The sequence below is a fragment of the Bradyrhizobium centrolobii genome (genome assembly GCF_001641635.1).
In the GTDB taxonomy this organism is placed as follows: Bacteria; Pseudomonadota; Alphaproteobacteria; order Rhizobiales; family Xanthobacteraceae; genus Bradyrhizobium; species Bradyrhizobium centrolobii.
In genome coordinates this window covers 1-15,357 of sequence record NZ_LUUB01000123.1, presented here as the reverse complement: position 1 = coordinate 15,357, position 15,357 = coordinate 1, and the positions used below count along the sequence as shown (strand labels likewise).

Sequence of the window (15,357 nt, the reverse complement as noted above, 5' to 3'; positions counted from 1 at the left end):
TGGCCGGGACAAGCCCGGCCATGACGAGGTGGAAGCTTCAGCGCCACAAGCGCTAGCTCGTGTGCAATTGCGCTGCCATCTGGCGAGCTGGACAAAACGTCTATATTCAGACATATCGTACAGACCGCCGCTCTCCCAGGAGAACGCCATGTCCGCCCCCTGCTACATCGACCCTCGCAACGGAAGACTCTATCCGCTGGATAAGCCGCGCTGGTGCTCGGACGAGCGCACGCCGCTTTTGGTCACGCCGGGGGCAGGGCTGTCGCGCGATGAGATCGATACCCGAGCGCGATCGCTATGGCGCTACAAAGCGGCGCTGCCGGTCGAGATCAAAAACCCGATCACGCTCGGCGAAGGCTGCACGCCGCTGGTCCAGCAGGCGTGGGGCGACCTGCGGCCGTTCTTCAAGCTCGAATGGTTCAATCCGACCGGCAGCTTCAAGGACAGGGGATCGTCGGTGATGCTGTCCTTCCTTCGACAGATAGGTGTCGATGCCGTGCTGGAGGACAGCTCCGGCAATGGCGGCTCGTCCATGGCCGGGCTCGGCGCCGCCGGCGGGATGCGCGTGAAGATCCTGGCACCGTCCTCGACGTCGCCCGCGAAGATCGCGCAGGTGCGCGCTTATGGCGCCGCGGTGCAACTCGTCGAGGGACCGCGCGAGGAGTCGGAGGCCGAGGCCATCCGCCAGTCGAACCAGATCTTCTATGCCAGCCACAACTGGCAGCCGTTCTTTCTCGAAGGCACCAAATCGCTCGCCTATGAAATCTGGGAGGATCTCGGCTTCCGCGCGCCCGATAACGTCATCGTTCCCGTCGGCGCCGGCAGCAGCCTGCTCGGCTGCGCGTTCGGCTTCCGTGAGCTCTTGAAGGCCGGGCAGATCGCAAAACTGCCACGCCTCTTTGCGGCGCAGCCGCTGAACTGCTCCCCGATCGATGCGAGCTTCAAGGCCGGCGTCGATACGCCGGTGCCGCGCGAGGTGCACAAGACCATCGCCGAAGGCACCGCCATCAAGCATCCCTTGCGCCTGCGCGAGATCATCGGGAGCTTGCGCGAAAGCGGAGGCGGCACCGTTGCGCTCACGGAGGCGGAGATCGTTGCCGCCCTGCGCGGGCTTGCGCGGCAGGGACTGTTCGCCGAGCCCACCAGCGCAAGCGCGGCCGCAGCACTCGACAAGCTCACCAGCGCCGGAGCCATCAAGGCAAGCGAGACCTCGGTGGCGGTCCTCACCGGCACGGGCCTGAAGGCCGCAACCATCGTCGCCGATCTGTTGCAGTAGGGCGGCGCGATGAGCCGACGCAAATCTACCGCATTGAGCAAGGCCGGTGCAGATCGCAAGGCGCTGTTCGACCAGTTGCAGCAGATCGCGAAAGGTCTCGGCGAGACCTTCGCGCCGTTCTGCGAGGTCGTGCTGCACGATCTCACCCATCCCAAGAACGCGATCGTCGCCATTCACAACAACCTGTCGGGACGCAAGGTCGGCCAGCCCGCGACCGAGCTTGGGCTGGCCCGCATCGCCGATCCCGACTACGCGCAGGTGATCGCGAACTACGCCAACAGCTTTGCGGACGGCAGGCAGGCCAAGAGCACCTCCATCGGCATCAAGGACGCGAAGGGTGATTACGTCGCCGCACTCTGCCTGAACGTCGACCTGACGCTGTTCCAGGGCCTGCAGAGCGCCATCGGCCAGTTCGTCAGCGTCGAGGCGCAAAACAGCCCGCACGAGACGCTCAACCCGGTTGGCGCCGAGGCCATCCGGGCACATATCGACCGGTTCGCGGCGCAACGCGCGACCACGCCGCGCGCGTTGACGACGGAGGACCGCCGCATCTTGCTGCGCGAATTGCGGGAAGCCGGCTGCATGCAGGTGCGCCGCTCCTCGGACATCATCGCCGCCCATCTCGGGGTTTCACGTGCCACGGTGTACGCCGATGCCAGGTAATACAGATCTATTGACCCTCCAAACGCCCTGTTTGCTGCTCGACGAAGCGCGGCTCCGTGCCAATGTCGCGCGAATGAAGGCGCATCTCGACAGCCTCGGCGTCGCTTTCCGTCCGCATTTAAAGACGGCGAAATCGCTGGACGTCGCGCGCATCGCGATGCCCTCGTCTGCCGGGCCGGCGACGATCTCAACGCTGCGCGAGGCCGAGTATTTTGCCGCCGGCGGCGTGTGCGACATGATCTACGCTGTCGGCATCGCGCCTGCGAAGCTGGGGCGCGTCTCCGCCATCCGTGCATCGGGTGCCGATCTCGCGGTGATCCTCGACAGCGTCGAGCAGGCCGACGCGGTTGCCGCGCATGCCGCTCGCAGTGGCGACGCCATTCCGGCGCTGATCGAGGTCGATGCGGATGGTCACCGCTCCGGCGTCGCCCCAACCGACACGGCGACGCTGGTCGCGATCGGCAGGCGAGTGGTCTCAGGAGGAGCCGAGTTGCGCGGCGTGCTGCTTCACGCCGGCGACAGCTACGCGCTGAACGATCCCGCGGCCATTGCGCAGGCGGCTGAGGCGGAACGCGTCGCCGCCGTGACGGCTGCCGAGGCCTTGCGCAACGCTGGGCTGCCTTGCCCGGTGGTGAGCGTGGGCGCGACGCCGACGGCGCGCTACGCGCGCGACTTGACCGGCGTCACCGAGGTCCGCGCCGGCGTCTTCATGTTCGGAGACCTCTATCAGGCCGGTGTCAGTTCGGTAGCCATGGGCGACCTCGTGCTCTCGGTGCTCGCCACCGTCATTGGGCATCAGAAGGCCAAGGGCTGGATCATCGCCGATGCCGGCTGGATGGCGCTGTCGCGCGACCGCAGCACGGCGAAGCAGGCGGTCGACCAGGGCTATGGCGTGGTCTGCGACCTCGCGGGGCAGCCGTACCCGGATCTCATCGTTGCCGACGCCAACCAGGAACACGGCATCATCGCGCTCCGCAAGGGATCGACGGCGACGCTGCCCGACCTGCCCGTCGGCTCGCGCATCCGCATCCTGACCAATCACGCCTGCGCGACCGGCGCCCAATACGACCGCTACCACGTTCTCGACGGTGCCGGCGGCATCAGCGCGATCTGGCCTCGCATCAACGGCTGGTAGGACGCGCATCACACGGGATCGTAGGTGCCAGCCGGCGCCCGGCCTTCCCTGCGCCCTCTGGTCTTCAGAGCAGCGAGACGGCGGCACAACGCGCCGCGGGAATGTTAAGTTCCGCTTTCGCTATCGCAGGCACGCATTGAACCTTCGCCATCCGTCACCAGCCTCATGAAAGAGGACTTCGAGCGAAGGGAGAGAGTTCTATGACCGACCCGTTTGCAGGTTTCAAGGCGATCCAGAAGGAAGCCTGGTCGCTGTTCACGCCGATGGAGGTGTTCACGACGCCGACGGCAGCCAAGCTCGTGAATTTTGCCGGCGTTGCCGCCGGTCAAAGGCTGCTCGACGTCGGGTGCGGCACCGGTGTCGTCGCGATCACGGCGGCGCGCCGCGGCGCGAAGGTGAGGGGGCTCGATCTGTCACCGGTCCTCATCGAGCGCGCCCGCGAGCATGCGCAGCTCGTGAACCTCGATGTCGACTTCAAGGAGGGTGACGCAGAAGGCCTGCCCTATGGCGATAACGAGTTCGACGTGGTCGTCAGCCAGTTCGGCCACATGTTCGCGCCGCGCCCCGACATCGCCATCGGCGAGATGCTGCGCGTATTGAAGCCCGGCGGCACCATCGCCTTCTCCACCTGGCCTCCGCATCTCTATGTCGGACGGATGTTCGCGCTGATCGCGCGCCATGTGCCGCCGCCCGAGGGGGTGGCCTCGCCGGTGCTATGGGGCGATCCCAAAATCATCACCGAGCGCCTTGCGGGCAAGGTGAAAGACCTCTCCTTCGAGATGGACATGATGACGCCCTCCGCGCTCAGCCCGCAGCATTTCCGCCGCACCATGGAAGCGGCCGTCGGTCCGATGATCAAGCTCATCGCCCAGTACAAGGACGAACCGGACAAGCTGCACAGCTTCCGGGCCGAGTTCGACGCCCTGACCTCGGAGTATTTCGACCGCAGCAACAACGTGATGCGCCAGCAGTTCTTGATGACGAAGGCAAGGAAGGTATGAGGGGGCGGTCGCCGCTGCTTTCCCTTCTCCCCTTGTGGGAGAAGGTGGCGCGAAGCGCTGGATGAGGGGTTCTATCCGCGAGCCTCGATGCGCGAGAGTCATTCGCGGAGAGAGACCCCTCACCCGGCTTCGCGTGCCGCGAAGCCACCCTCTCCCACAAGGGGGAGAGTGCAGCGGTTATGAGCCCTCACTCCACCAGATTGTTCACCCGCTTCACCCACGCCCGCACATCCGCGAGCACGTCGGGCAGCAGCGCCTTGACCTCGTGCACGGTCATGCCGGGCTTGATGCGGGGGTCGTAGAGCAAATTGAGGATGTATTGGTCGTAGACGTCGAAATAGCCCATCGAGACGTTGTCGTTGAACATGGTCCAGGGCACGCTCGCGGTGTCGTTGATCGGGCCGAGCGATTGCAACAGCTCCTCATAGGCGCAGTCGAGGAAGGTGAAGTCGCCATTGTCGACGGTGAGGATGACGTCGGAATGCTCGATCTCGAAATTGTCGTTCTTGCGGAAGCCGGACAGGCATTGCGGATCGAGCGAGGAGCGGATCTCGCGCGCCTTCTCCGCGCCGTAGAAGCTCGAAATGGTCCGATAGAGGTCGCGGTCGCGCACCAGCTTGACGCGCACGTTCGCCGCCTCGCTGGTGTCGGTCATGGCGATGTCGAGATGCTGCACGCGGGCGCCGATATCGGCCACGATCCTGGCGAGCTGTGCCTTGCGGTCGGCGCGGTCGCTCTCGACGTAGACGCGCACCGGCTCGTCGAACTTGCGGATCCGGTCGACGCGACCGGCGAGGTGGTGTTCGGCGCCGAACGCGGTCTTCAGAAAGCCCTCGACGATCTCGCTGTCGGTGAAGCTCTTCTTCTCGGCGCGCTGGCGCGAGGCGATCGCGGGCAGCTCGCCCGCGCTCGCAATGGTAGCGATGTCACCGACGAACGCGAAGGCTGCGAGCGCCACGAGGGCGATGCGAAAGTCAGGCGAGGGCGGGGCGGATGCACTCATCGTTGCCTGACGCTGCCGTATTCGGAGCGCGCGCACAAGACCGCAAATTCACGCACCCGCCGGGTTCCCGCCGCGCGCGTGCGCCTAGTTGTTCAGCACCACCACGGTGGTGCCGACCGAGACGCGGCCATAGAGGTCGGTGACGTCGTCATTTGTCATGCGGAAGCAGCCGGAGGAGACGGCCTGGCCGATCGTCTCCGGCTCGTTGGAGCCGTGGATGCGATAGAGCGTCGAGCCCAGATAGATGGCGCGCGCGCCGAGCGGATTTTCGATGCCGCCCTTCATGTGGCGCGGCAGGTCCGGCCGGCGCGCGAGCATCTGTGAGGGCGGCGTCCAGTCCGGCCACTCCTTCTTGGCGGTGATCCTGTGCACCCCGCCCCAGCGGAAGCCGTCGCGGCCGACGCCGATGCCGTAGCGCAGCGCCTGGCCGTTTGGCAGCACCAGATACAGTCGCCGCTCGGCGGTGTTCACGACGATCGTGCCGGGCGCGTAATGGCCGTTATAGATGACGGTGGTGCGGGGAATCGGATTCGCGCCGGAATGGAAGAAGTTCGGGCCGCCGCCCATGATGTAGCGGGAGTCGAACTCCTGCGCGAAGGCGCCGCCTGCCGTGGCCGTGAGGAGTGCGATGGCTGCAACTGGCGCGGCAAAGAGCCGGATCATGGGTCCCCCCAGCAAAAATTGATTCAACCAGAGCTAGAGGCCACATTTGCGCCCGTTCCGCAAGCCACGGCCGCGTGAGCGGCGCTATCCTTAACGATCGGCGTTACCAAATCGCAACCCGCGCCAATTTGCACAAAAGCATTAGCCAAGCCGGCGCATCGTTGCGCGGGGCAGGGCAGCAATCGCCGCTATTGCTTTGACGAGGCGCGCGAACAATGATTGGTCGGGACGGAACGTTGGAAATTGCCGGCTGCTGGAGCTGAATGATGAACGGTGCGGAAAGTCTGGTAAGGACGCTGGTCAAGGGCGGGGTCGACATCTGCTTCACCAATCCCGGCACGTCCGAGATGCATTTTGTCGCGGCGCTGGACCGTGTGCCGGGCATGCGCTGTGTGCTCGGCCTGTTCGAAGGCGTGGTGACGGGAGCCGCCGACGGCTATTTCCGCATGAAGGGCACGCCGGCCTCGACGCTGCTGCATCTCGGCCCCGGCCTCGCCAATGGCCTTGCCAACCTGCACAACGCCAAGAAGGCGAATTCCGGCATTGTCAACATCGTCGGGCAGCACGCCGTCTACCACATCGGTTACAACGCGCCGCTGACCTCCGACATCGAGGGCCTGGCCCGGCCGATGTCGTCCTGGGTCCGCACCTCGCCGGATTCCAAATCGGTCGCCGCCGACGGCGCCGCGGCGATCGCTGCCGCGAAGAGCTCGCCGCCGCAGATCGCAACCCTGATCCTGCCCGCCGATACCGCCTGGAACGAGGCCGACGGCATCGCCGAGGTGCCTGCCGAAAAGCAGCGGGCGAGCTATTCGCCGCAGGCGGTCGAGCAGGCCGCCAGGATACTGCACCGCGACGGCGAAGGTACGCTGTTGCTGATGACCGGCAGTGCGTTGACCGAGCACGGGCTGGCGCTGGCCCAACGCATTGCCGGCAGGACCGGCTGCTCCGTGATGGGGCCGACCTTCCGTCCGAAGATGGCGCGCGGCCGCGGCCGTTTCTCGATCGATCGCATCCACTATGTAATCGAGCAGGCGCTGCCGATGCTGGCGAAGTTCCGCCACATCGTGCTGGTCGAGGCCGACGATCCCGTGGCCTTCTTCGCCTATCCGAACAGGCCGAGCATGCTGAAGCCCGAGGGCTGCGACGTGCATCGCATGACCTCCTGGGGCGAGAACTCGGTCGTGGCGCTGGAAGCGCTCGCCGGCGCGCTGCATGCGAGCGCCAAGGACGTCAAGCCGCAACCGTTGCAGGAACTGGTCAAGCCGACGGGCGGGCTGACATTCGCCTCGATCGCGCAGGCGATCGCCTGCGCGATCCCTGAGAACGCGATCCTGGTCGACGAATCCCTGACCACCGGCCGCGGCTTCTTCCCGCCGACGGCGGCGGCCGCCCCGCACGACTGGCTCCAGAACATGGGCGGCTCGATCGGTTTCTCGACGCCGCTGTCGATCGGTGCTGCAATCGCCTGTCCGGACCGCAAGGTGATGTGCATGGTCGGCGACGGCAGCGCGATGTACACGATCCAGTCGCTGTGGACCCAGGCCCGCGAGAACCTGAACATCGTCACCATCGTGTTCGCCAACCGCATCTACCAGATCCTGCGCGGCGAGTTCGACAATGTCGGCGCGGGCGAACCCGGCCAGCGCGCCAACGACATGCTGAGACTCGACAGGCCGACCCTCGATTTCGTGGCGATGGCGAAGGGCATGGGCGTGCCCGGCCGTGCCGTGACCAACGCCGACGAATTCAACAAGGCGCTGGCCGAAGCCGTCGCCGAACCGGGACCGCGGCTGATCGAAGTCCAGATGTAGAGGGCAGGCCATCGCAAGCACCGGGGGGCGGGGCACGATGCAGGCCGAATTGAACAAGGTGGTGGCGGCGCTCCGGGACCTCTACGCGCAAGAGACCTTTCTGTTCGACATGGATGTCGGCGAGCGCGCCATCACCCATCGCTTCGCCGTGTATCTGGAGAAGCAGTTCCCGGGCTGGGCGGTCGACTGCAACTACGACCGGCTCGGCGAGCGCACGCTGCTCCTTCCGCACGGCACGATCATCTCCACCGACGATCATCTGAGCAAATCGATCTATCCCGACGTCGTCGTGCATCAGCGTGAGATCCCGAGAAATCTGCTCGCCGTCGAAATCCGCAAGGCGAGCAATCACACCTCGCTCGAGCACGACCAGCACAAGCTGAAGGCGATGACCGATCCGGATGTCTGGTTCGCCTACTGGATGGGCGTGCTGCTGGTGCTGGCGAAACACAACGTGACGATGTCGGAGATCTATATCGGCGGCGTCGTCGATCGGCCGCTCACGCTCTGGTTCGCCGCGCGGCTGGATGAGGTCGGCTTGGGTGGCGGTCATTGAGGCGGCTTCGGCAAAAGGCCGCCCGGGCAAGGGCGGCCTTCACGTAGGCGGTCGTCGCTTGCGCGGGCTCAGTGCAGGGGAGCGCCCTGGCCAAGCGCATAGGCCACGAGATCTTTGAGCGCGAAGCTCATGCCCGTCACCGGTGCCCAATGCGGGTCGAGCGACAGCACGGAGGAATTGTCGCCGAACATCATGCCGAGGAAGACCTCCGCCACGATGCGTCCGCCGACCGGTCCGAGCTGCGGCGTGTTGATCGGGCCCGGCGCGCCTGTGGCCGGGATCGTCACCGCGGCCTGGAACTGCCGCGCTTCGGCGAGGATGTAGGCCCAGAGCGGGCAGTTGCCCTTGAACACGCCGTTCGCGATAGACGCGATCGGAACTTGCGGATCGCCCTCTTCGGGGTGGTCGACGGCCCTGCCGATAATGATCTGCTCGTCGGTCAGCGGCGTCAGGTGCATCGCTCTCGCAACCGCCTGGCCCGAGGGCAGGCCGAGCCGCCAGCCGCGTTCGAGATTGCGGAGCGCCAGCGATGGCGGATCGGAAGCGACCTCCGGCGGCAGCTTGCGCAGCGGATCGACCAGCGACGTATCGAGGCGATAGGCGAACTGAAGCCGCCTCTTGTTGTCCGAATTGGTGTCGTCGTCCTCGACGCCATAGGGGCGCGTGTCGATGTCGATGAAGCGGCCCCAGTCGATCGCGCGTCCCGGACCCATGGCGCGGAAGCCGGTCAGCGCATTGGTGTCGGGGTTGTTGGGGTCAGGGAAGATCTGCAGCAACATGTTGTCGGCGTCGTTCAGCCGGTAGCCAGGGCGGATCATGGAGTGCCCGAGGCGGTAGGCGGCAACGGAGAACTCGACCGGCATGAACGGCCAGGTCTTCCAGTGGTAGTACTTGATCTTGCCGCGATCGTAGCGGCCGGCGGTCTTGAGATCGTCCAGCACGCTGGCGTGGACGATCCGCGGCAGGAAGTCGTTCAGCACAACATACTGGTAGTGGAAGCGGACACGCTGCTGCACGTCCTGGAAGGACAGGCCGGGATTGTCGTCGAGCATGCGATTGTGGAAACGTAGCATCAGTCCCTGAAGCTGCGAGACGATGCTGTTCTCGTCGTTACGAGGATCGCCGATCAGCGCACGGCCCTTGAAGCGCGGCAGGTCGTTGGCGTTGGATACGCCGGCGCCGGTCAAGGTTTCGCCGAGGAGAAACTTGCCGCTGTTGTCGTACATGTAGGGCTGGTCACCCGGACCACGCCCGTAGAGATTGTCCAGATCCAGCGCCGGCGTGCGGAAATCGACGAGCCCGTCCGGGTCCTGCTGCTTGGTCAGCGAGCTCACGGGATCGAAGGTGATATCGTGATCGATAAACTGGCCGAAATAGGTGTAAAGGGCGGGAATTCCGCTCTCCTCCGCATCCGGCCCGTTCTTGGGCGCGTCGAAATCGCCGACCATGTTGTCTGCGAGTGCCGAGAGATTTGCGATGTTGTCGGCGTCGTTCGGGCCGAATTTTGCCGGCGTGAGGTTGCCGAACATGCGACCGAAGCGGCCTTGCGAAAGCGGAGAACGTGTCGCGTTCAAACCGCGCGGAATAATGCTGTGGCGGCTGCTCATGAAACACCTCCCTGAAAAGTCACGACGGAAAATGAATAAAGCTAAAGTTGCTCGAAAAAGAATATGCAGGTTAAGCTAGATCAAGCGTGGCGAGGCGACAAGCCGCCCGGCGGCTGTCGCGCGCGGCAATGCCTGTGCTTCGGGAGGACGCGGCGTGAACAAGCCGCGGCTGCGCTTTGCAAATTCTTCCCGGCGCGCTCGCGAATAACATTCTCGTCATCGATCAGCGCGAGACGATCGGCGCAGCCTTGCGCGCGCGCGATCCGCACATCGTGGCCCGTACAATGTCAGCGGCGCCGACCTATCGTCAGCGACCGTGTGCGCGCGAGAAGTGTGGCGGCGTGCGAAGGCCCGCAAACGCACGCGCCACGTCATCAGTAGTAGTAGCGCTGCTGCGCGAACGCGTAGTGCGGATTGAGGCCGCAATAGGCATTCGTACCGGAGGCCGTCGCGAGGCACTGCTGGTAGCTGGCGAACTGGCAGTTGCCGGGATAGCCCGAGCTGCGGCCTTGCAGACAATATCTGTCGTTTGCGGCATGTGCCGGCGCCGAGAATGTCGCGGCAAGCAGCGTGGCGAATGACGCAAGGGTCAGGATGGTGCGACGCATTTCAGTCTCCTTCGGGTACGGATTGATGGTCCATGTCAACCGGCCTTTGCGTTTCCAAGGGGCTCGTCCGATGCATGGTCATACCTGTTTTGTTGTCCGCAGCGCCCGGTGCGTTCAGGTGTGACGCATGATGACGCAGGCTGCGGCCGGCTATGTGATCTCGGCCACAGTTCGCGCGGGTTCCGGCCTATCCTGCGCGACTTGCACCGGTTGATCCGGCGGGACTACGCTTTGGTCATTGGGTCAGTAATTTGGAGGTCTCGATGCAAAGGTCATATCTGCTCGCTGCGACGGCAGCGCTGGCGCTCGTTCTGCAAACGCCGATCGCGCTGGCTCAGAGCGCACCGGCCGCTGGCGACACCGCGCCGGACGCTGCGACCACCGCGCCGGCCGCGACCTCTAGTCCGACGGCAACGACGACGCCGAGCGCAACCACCGACACCTCCACTCCGTCGACCGACTCGAAGAAGAGCGCCGCAAAGAAGCCGGCGAAGAAGATGATGACGCGGCGGCAGGAGATCGATCATTCGATCGCCACCGGCACCGTTCCAGCGCGCTATCGCAGTTCGGTGCCGAAGCAGTACCAGCAATACATTCCGTTCGATAAGCGGTAGCGGATCGTGCAGCGGCGCGACGCGATCAGCCGTTGCGCCACTGTGATCATTTGAGATCTGAGGTATCAGAGAGCGGCCTTGGGAAACTTTGTCTGCGGCGATCCGATCTGCATACCTTGTGGCGGTCTACGCCAGCGGTGCTAGAGTAGGCCAAAGCCCCGGGGATAGTTATGAGTGATGATGCGAAGGATGCTGGCCTTGTGGCGATGATCAGCAGCATCCTGGGAGGGGGCAAGCGCGCCGACGTCGTTGAGCCGCCTCCGCTCGCCGAAGTTCCGCCGACAGCGCCGACGAGCGTGTTGGAAGCGGACGCGTCGCAGGTCCCGGAAGCGACACTGCCAAGGCGCGAGGGTGCATCCAACGGCGTAGTCGCGTCCGTGAAAATGGCCGGGCCGGTCCGTCACGTGGTGATGCAACCGGATGGCAAACGACGGCTGCCTGCGGAAGCGATTGCCGATCTTGTGCTCGGTGAGTTGCGCAAGATAGAAGAATTCCCAGCGTCCGGTGTCTCCGTCACGGTCTACGGCTATCGGAATTGGAACGCGATGATCACGTTCGCGCCGTTCTCGACCACGTTCCGCAACGCGACACGGTTCCGCCAGCGGCTGCCCGATATCGTCTTCAAGCTGCGCCGCTACGTCGACCTTGAGATATAGGTTCGGTACAATCGCCGATAGCGGTCGGGCGTCGCCTCGGTAGACAAAGGCGCGGCCGTTATTCGAACGGTGGGCAAGCGCGTCCCGGAGCGGGCGCATCACTTCGATGAGGTCTGAGAATTGAGCGTCGCCTTTACCAAAGAAGAGAGTGCCGAAACCGCGTCCGAGACGTTGTTGCCGGATCGCCCGATTTCGCCTCATCCCAACCTGGTGACGGAATCGGGATTGCAGGCCCTGGAGCTGCAGCTTCGGCAGGCGCGCGAGGCCTATGAGGCCGCGCAGCAGATCGAAGACGTCAATGAAAGACGCCGGCAGTCGGCGGTCCCCGTGCGTGACGTCCGCTATTTGGTCGAAAGACTCCGCACGGCCCAGGTCATTGCCAACCCATCGTCGAGCGATACGGTCGCCTTTGGCAGCACGGTGACGTTCAGCCGTGCCGATGGCCGCGTGCAGACATATCGCATCGTTGGGGAGGATGAGGCTGATCCGAAGGCCGGGTCGATCTCCTTCGTATCGCCGGTCGCGAAATCCATGATCGGGAAAGCCGTCGGAGACGTCGTCGGCTCGGGCAATCAGGAGATCGAGATTCTGTCGATCGCGTAGGCTGCGTTTGCAGCGGCTGCGATGGTGATATCCAGCGCCTTGAACACGAATTGCAGGACGTTGATGCGAGTGTCGGGACGCTAGACGCGAGACACCTCGGCTCCACGAACGCAAAAGTACGAGATTTCCGCTGGTAGAGTCAAAGCTGACAGAGCTTTGGACCCAGGGGGCGGCGCTTGTTGATCCGCAGCAGAAGTCCAGTAGAGTGCCCCTCCCGCTACGGCGCCGTACCGAGTGCTCTTATCGATGCGATGACTGTCCTAGCGCGCTCGGGATCAAACCGGCCAAAGCCCATGTGCACAGACTCAGCCCATTCGAAATGCTCCATCAGAGCCTCGTCGGTCGTATTGTCGCGAACCATGGCGGCTACAGCACCAACATAGGCATCGTATTCATCGGCGGGGCACGCGCCAATTGGATTCCACTGCTGGTTCAGAATATCTCTGATGCGACCACGCCAGATGCGAGAAGCTTCTTTGTCTATGGCCATAGACCCGATCCTCAACTCTAGTGGAGACCTCTTTCATACTAGGCCAAGCTTGCCATGGCCGCCCTTGGCCCTTGACTGCCGTTTGGGACCGCAAAGGTTAGGTCGGCTACCGAGAGGAAAGCGGTCCAAGGTGCGCTGGCCAGCCACTTCCGAGTTTGACCCGTTGCAGAAGTCTACGCGCACGTATGGGCCGCTTTTATCGACCGACCTTCTTGATACAAGTGGGCTCACCGCTGGGTTGAGGAGTGCAATCCCAGTCGGGTCCAAAGCCCACGCCAGCATTCCGCTGCGGTAAGAAAGGGTAATAAATAACGACCACCGCGAAAATGGTGACAACGATAAATCCTGACACCAGCATCCATACAAAGCCCGCGCGATCCGGACTCCACTTGGTCTGCCGAAGCCGTCGATGCTTTCTTGGATTGGGGTGTTTCACGGTGATGTCATCGATGCGGTAGCTCGGGCCACGTGATCAGCCACCCTCATTTCCTACTCCCACCAAATATGCCTAGCAAATCCCGTGGGCCGCCCCAGAACGGTCTTGGACGAATAACTTCTTCTATTGCCTCCAACCGTCTTAGCGTTTTCACACAGCCAAGACCCTAAGCGGAAGTTCGGCGGGCCTGATTGAGTTTGCGTCATTCGGGCCATCCGGACGGCTCCGAGTTAATCCTACGAGTTTTTCTCGAGAGCAGCAGCGATCCGCTCCAATCCTGCGTTCGTTCGGCGCGTTTCTGCAATCTGCTGCTCATATAGATCAATCATCGTGGCGCCGGACGGGGTGCGTTGGCGCATCACACGCATTGCTAAGATCGATCCACCCACTATCAGGATGAACGGCCACCAAGAGTACATAGCAAGCAGTATATCGCGCACGGTCATCCACAACCTCTCCTAAGCTAGGTAACTTTGATCAGTCCCTATGGTTTTTCTCGAGAACAGCTGCGATCCTCTCCATCGCAGCGCTCATCCGATATGTTTCGGTGAGGTGTTGCTCCCGCAACTCAATCATCGAGGCGCCGGAGGCTGCGCGTTCCCGGCACAATCGCCCTAACACGATCCATCCCCCAGGTATCAAGATGACCGGCCACACGTAGTACAGGACAACAGCCCAATCGTATGTTTGCATGCGATTTGCACCAAAGCTTCCGACCCTCAGCTCGATCACAACTTAAGCGCTAATCGCTCAAAACGCACGTGAGGCGCGCGCTCACGATTAATAGATCGTTGCTGGGCGCGCCTATTGGCGGCCGACTTTCGGAATTGGCCCGTACCGACGAGATCCGTGCTGGTTTACATGTCGGCTGTCAGGGGCAGACCGGAAATGGCTGGTGCGCGGCCAAACCGACGCGAATGACCGTGCGCCCCGAGGGCGCGAACTATCAGTGAGGGAGGATCTCACCCGGATAATTGTCGATTGGTCCGGAAGCTGGCAGGCGGCACGGTCGGGTAACTGACTGGGTCGGAGCCCTGCGACAAAGGCAGCCTTGGGCTGCTGAGCGATCCGATGGGCCGTAACAAAGTGAAGCCTGAGCAGGCCTCGAAAGTTCGAATGCGGATGCCGACCCGCCGGTCATTTGGGGAAGGCCGCACGTGTGGGGAAGCAATCGACACGCGCACCCACGCGATCCGCCGGGGTAGTGGGCACGGCACGCCGGAAGGGTAGTTCGTAGTTACAGGGGGAGACCCGTCGCGGACGAGGGTAGCGGCCTCAACATCGCATGAGGCGGTGGTCACGGCGGGAGTCGGACGGGGCAATAGGAGCGTTGATGCCGGGTAATGCCGGTGGAGCAAAGGGCCCCGACTTCTGGTGCGCTTTTGAAGATGGTGAGGTGAAGGTGATTGGTGATGAGCCTGACAACGCCTGATAAGATCCGGAGCCTTCAGAGAAAGCTCTACTGCAAAGCGAAGGCGGAGCCCACCTTCCGCTTCTATCTGCTCTACGACAAGATCTGTCGCGAGGACATCCTGGTCCACGCCTATCGGCTCGCTCGCCTTAATGCGGGTGCCCCAGGTGTGGATGGGATGACGTTTGCTCGCATCGAAGAGCTGGGCCTGGAAGCATGGTTGGCGGACTTGCGCGCGGAACTGGTCTCGAAGACGTACCGACCTGATCCGGTGCGGCGGGTGATGATCCCGAAAGCGAATGGTGGCGAGCGTCCGCTCGGCATTCCGACCATTCGTGATCGTGTGATTCAGACTGCCGCCAAGATCGTGATCGAACCTATCTTCGAGGCTGACTTCGAGGACAATGCCTACGGCTACCGGCCCGCTCGCGGGGCGGTGGACGCGGTCAAGGAAGTGCACCGGCATTTATGTCGGGGCAATGCTGACGTAGTTGATGCTGATTTGTCCAAGTACTTCGATACGATACCGCATTCCGAGCTGATCAAGTCAGTAGCCCGGCGTGTGGTGGATCGAAACGTCCTGCGTCTCATCAAGATGTGGCTGAGGGCGCCGATCGAAGAACGGGACGCGGACGGAACCCGGCGCATGAGTGGCGGCAAGCGAAACACACGCGGCACGCCGCAAGGCGGCGTCGCAAGTCCATTGCTGGCCAACATTTACATGAATCGGTTCCTGAAGCATTGGCGTTTGACTGGCTGCGGCGACGCGTTCCAGGCTCACGTCATCTCCTATGCCGACGACTTCGTTATCCTCAGCCGCG

Annotated in this window: 16 protein-coding genes; 10 read left to right on the top strand and 6 right to left on the bottom strand. The window is 63.4% G+C overall.

All coding sequences use genetic code 11. From position 1 onward, the window contains the following. Positions 1 to 148: 148 nt before the first annotated feature. From AYJ54_RS43650 to AYJ54_RS43635, 4 genes are all read left to right on the top strand, one after another. The gene (locus AYJ54_RS43650; protein ID WP_063708662.1) at positions 149 to 1,276 is read left to right on the top strand and encodes a threonine synthase; all 1,128 of its coding nucleotides are present in this window, start codon (positions 149 to 151) and stop codon (positions 1,274 to 1,276) included. 9 nt (positions 1,277 to 1,285) lie between these two features. Next, on the top strand, positions 1,286 to 1,939 hold the full coding sequence (locus AYJ54_RS43645) for a helix-turn-helix transcriptional regulator (RefSeq protein ID WP_063708661.1): 654 nt from the start codon (positions 1,286 to 1,288) through the stop codon (positions 1,937 to 1,939). Next, the gene (locus tag AYJ54_RS43640) at positions 1,929 to 3,074 is read left to right on the top strand and encodes an alanine racemase (RefSeq protein WP_063708660.1); all 1,146 of its coding nucleotides are present in this window, start codon (positions 1,929 to 1,931) and stop codon (positions 3,072 to 3,074) included. Before AYJ54_RS43645 ends, AYJ54_RS43640 begins: the two co-directional genes overlap by 11 nt. Before the next feature lie 200 nt (positions 3,075 to 3,274). Further along, positions 3,275 to 4,075 (top strand): class I SAM-dependent methyltransferase, encoded by an 801-nt coding sequence (locus AYJ54_RS43635; RefSeq protein ID WP_063708659.1) that lies wholly within the window; start codon positions 3,275 to 3,277, stop codon positions 4,073 to 4,075. 187 nt (positions 4,076 to 4,262) lie between these two features. Here the strand turns inward: AYJ54_RS43635 and AYJ54_RS43630 are convergent, their stop codons facing one another. Beyond that, on the bottom strand, positions 4,263 to 5,078 hold the full coding sequence (locus tag AYJ54_RS43630) for a DUF2927 domain-containing protein (protein WP_063708658.1): 816 nt from the start codon (positions 5,076 to 5,078) through the stop codon (positions 4,263 to 4,265). A gap of 84 nt (positions 5,079 to 5,162) precedes the next feature. After that, positions 5,163 to 5,741, bottom strand: coding sequence for a L,D-transpeptidase (locus tag AYJ54_RS43625; RefSeq protein WP_063708657.1), 579 nt, complete (start codon positions 5,739 to 5,741; stop codon positions 5,163 to 5,165). Between the two features lie 266 nt (positions 5,742 to 6,007). Between AYJ54_RS43625 and AYJ54_RS43620 the strand changes: the two genes are divergently transcribed. Together AYJ54_RS43620 and AYJ54_RS43615 are read left to right on the top strand one after the other, a co-directional pair. Beyond that, a complete protein-coding gene (locus AYJ54_RS43620) occupies positions 6,008 to 7,555 on the top strand; it encodes an acetolactate synthase large subunit (protein ID WP_063708700.1) in 1,548 nt (515 codons plus the stop codon). A gap of 37 nt (positions 7,556 to 7,592) precedes the next feature. Beyond that, positions 7,593 to 8,111: a hypothetical protein gene (locus AYJ54_RS43615; RefSeq protein WP_063708656.1), complete on the top strand. Its 519-nt coding sequence runs from the start codon at positions 7,593 to 7,595 to the stop codon at positions 8,109 to 8,111. Between the two features lie 68 nt (positions 8,112 to 8,179). Here the strand turns inward: AYJ54_RS43615 and AYJ54_RS43610 are convergent, their stop codons facing one another. Continuing rightward, entirely contained in the window at positions 8,180 to 9,718 is a 1,539-nt protein-coding gene (locus AYJ54_RS43610; protein WP_063708655.1) for a peroxidase family protein, read from the bottom strand. Positions 9,719 to 10,092: 374 nt separating this feature from the next. Then, a complete protein-coding gene (locus tag AYJ54_RS43605) occupies positions 10,093 to 10,326 on the bottom strand; it encodes a DUF3551 domain-containing protein (RefSeq protein WP_063708654.1) in 234 nt (77 codons plus the stop codon). 263 nt (positions 10,327 to 10,589) lie between these two features. On the opposite strand from AYJ54_RS43605, the gene AYJ54_RS43600 reads away from it, so the two are divergent. The 3 genes from AYJ54_RS43600 (at position 10,590) to greA (ending at position 12,199) form a co-directional block, all read left to right on the top strand. Further along, a complete protein-coding gene (locus tag AYJ54_RS43600; RefSeq protein ID WP_063708699.1) occupies positions 10,590 to 10,940 on the top strand; it encodes a hypothetical protein in 351 nt (116 codons plus the stop codon). A gap of 170 nt (positions 10,941 to 11,110) precedes the next feature. Beyond that, positions 11,111 to 11,596, top strand: a complete 486-nt coding sequence (locus tag AYJ54_RS43595; RefSeq protein WP_063708653.1) for a hypothetical protein — start codon at positions 11,111 to 11,113, stop codon at positions 11,594 to 11,596. Positions 11,597 to 11,716: 120 nt separating this feature from the next. Continuing rightward, positions 11,717 to 12,199 carry a transcription elongation factor GreA gene (gene greA, locus AYJ54_RS43590; RefSeq protein ID WP_063708652.1) on the top strand — a complete coding sequence of 161 codons (483 nt, stop codon included), beginning with the start codon at positions 11,717 to 11,719 and terminating at the stop codon, positions 12,197 to 12,199. A gap of 217 nt (positions 12,200 to 12,416) precedes the next feature. Here greA and AYJ54_RS43585 read toward each other — a convergent pair whose 3' ends face one another. After that, positions 12,417 to 12,689 carry a hypothetical protein gene (locus AYJ54_RS43585; protein WP_063708651.1) on the bottom strand — a complete coding sequence of 91 codons (273 nt, stop codon included), beginning with the start codon at positions 12,687 to 12,689 and terminating at the stop codon, positions 12,417 to 12,419. A gap of 672 nt (positions 12,690 to 13,361) precedes the next feature. Next, positions 13,362 to 13,571 carry a hypothetical protein gene (locus AYJ54_RS43580; protein ID WP_063708650.1) on the bottom strand — a complete coding sequence of 70 codons (210 nt, stop codon included), beginning with the start codon at positions 13,569 to 13,571 and terminating at the stop codon, positions 13,362 to 13,364. 966 nt (positions 13,572 to 14,537) lie between these two features. On the opposite strand from AYJ54_RS43580, the gene AYJ54_RS43570 reads away from it, so the two are divergent. Continuing rightward, the coding region (locus AYJ54_RS43570; protein WP_245328818.1) for a reverse transcriptase domain-containing protein at positions 14,538 to 15,357 on the top strand (820 nt) is incomplete at its 3' end.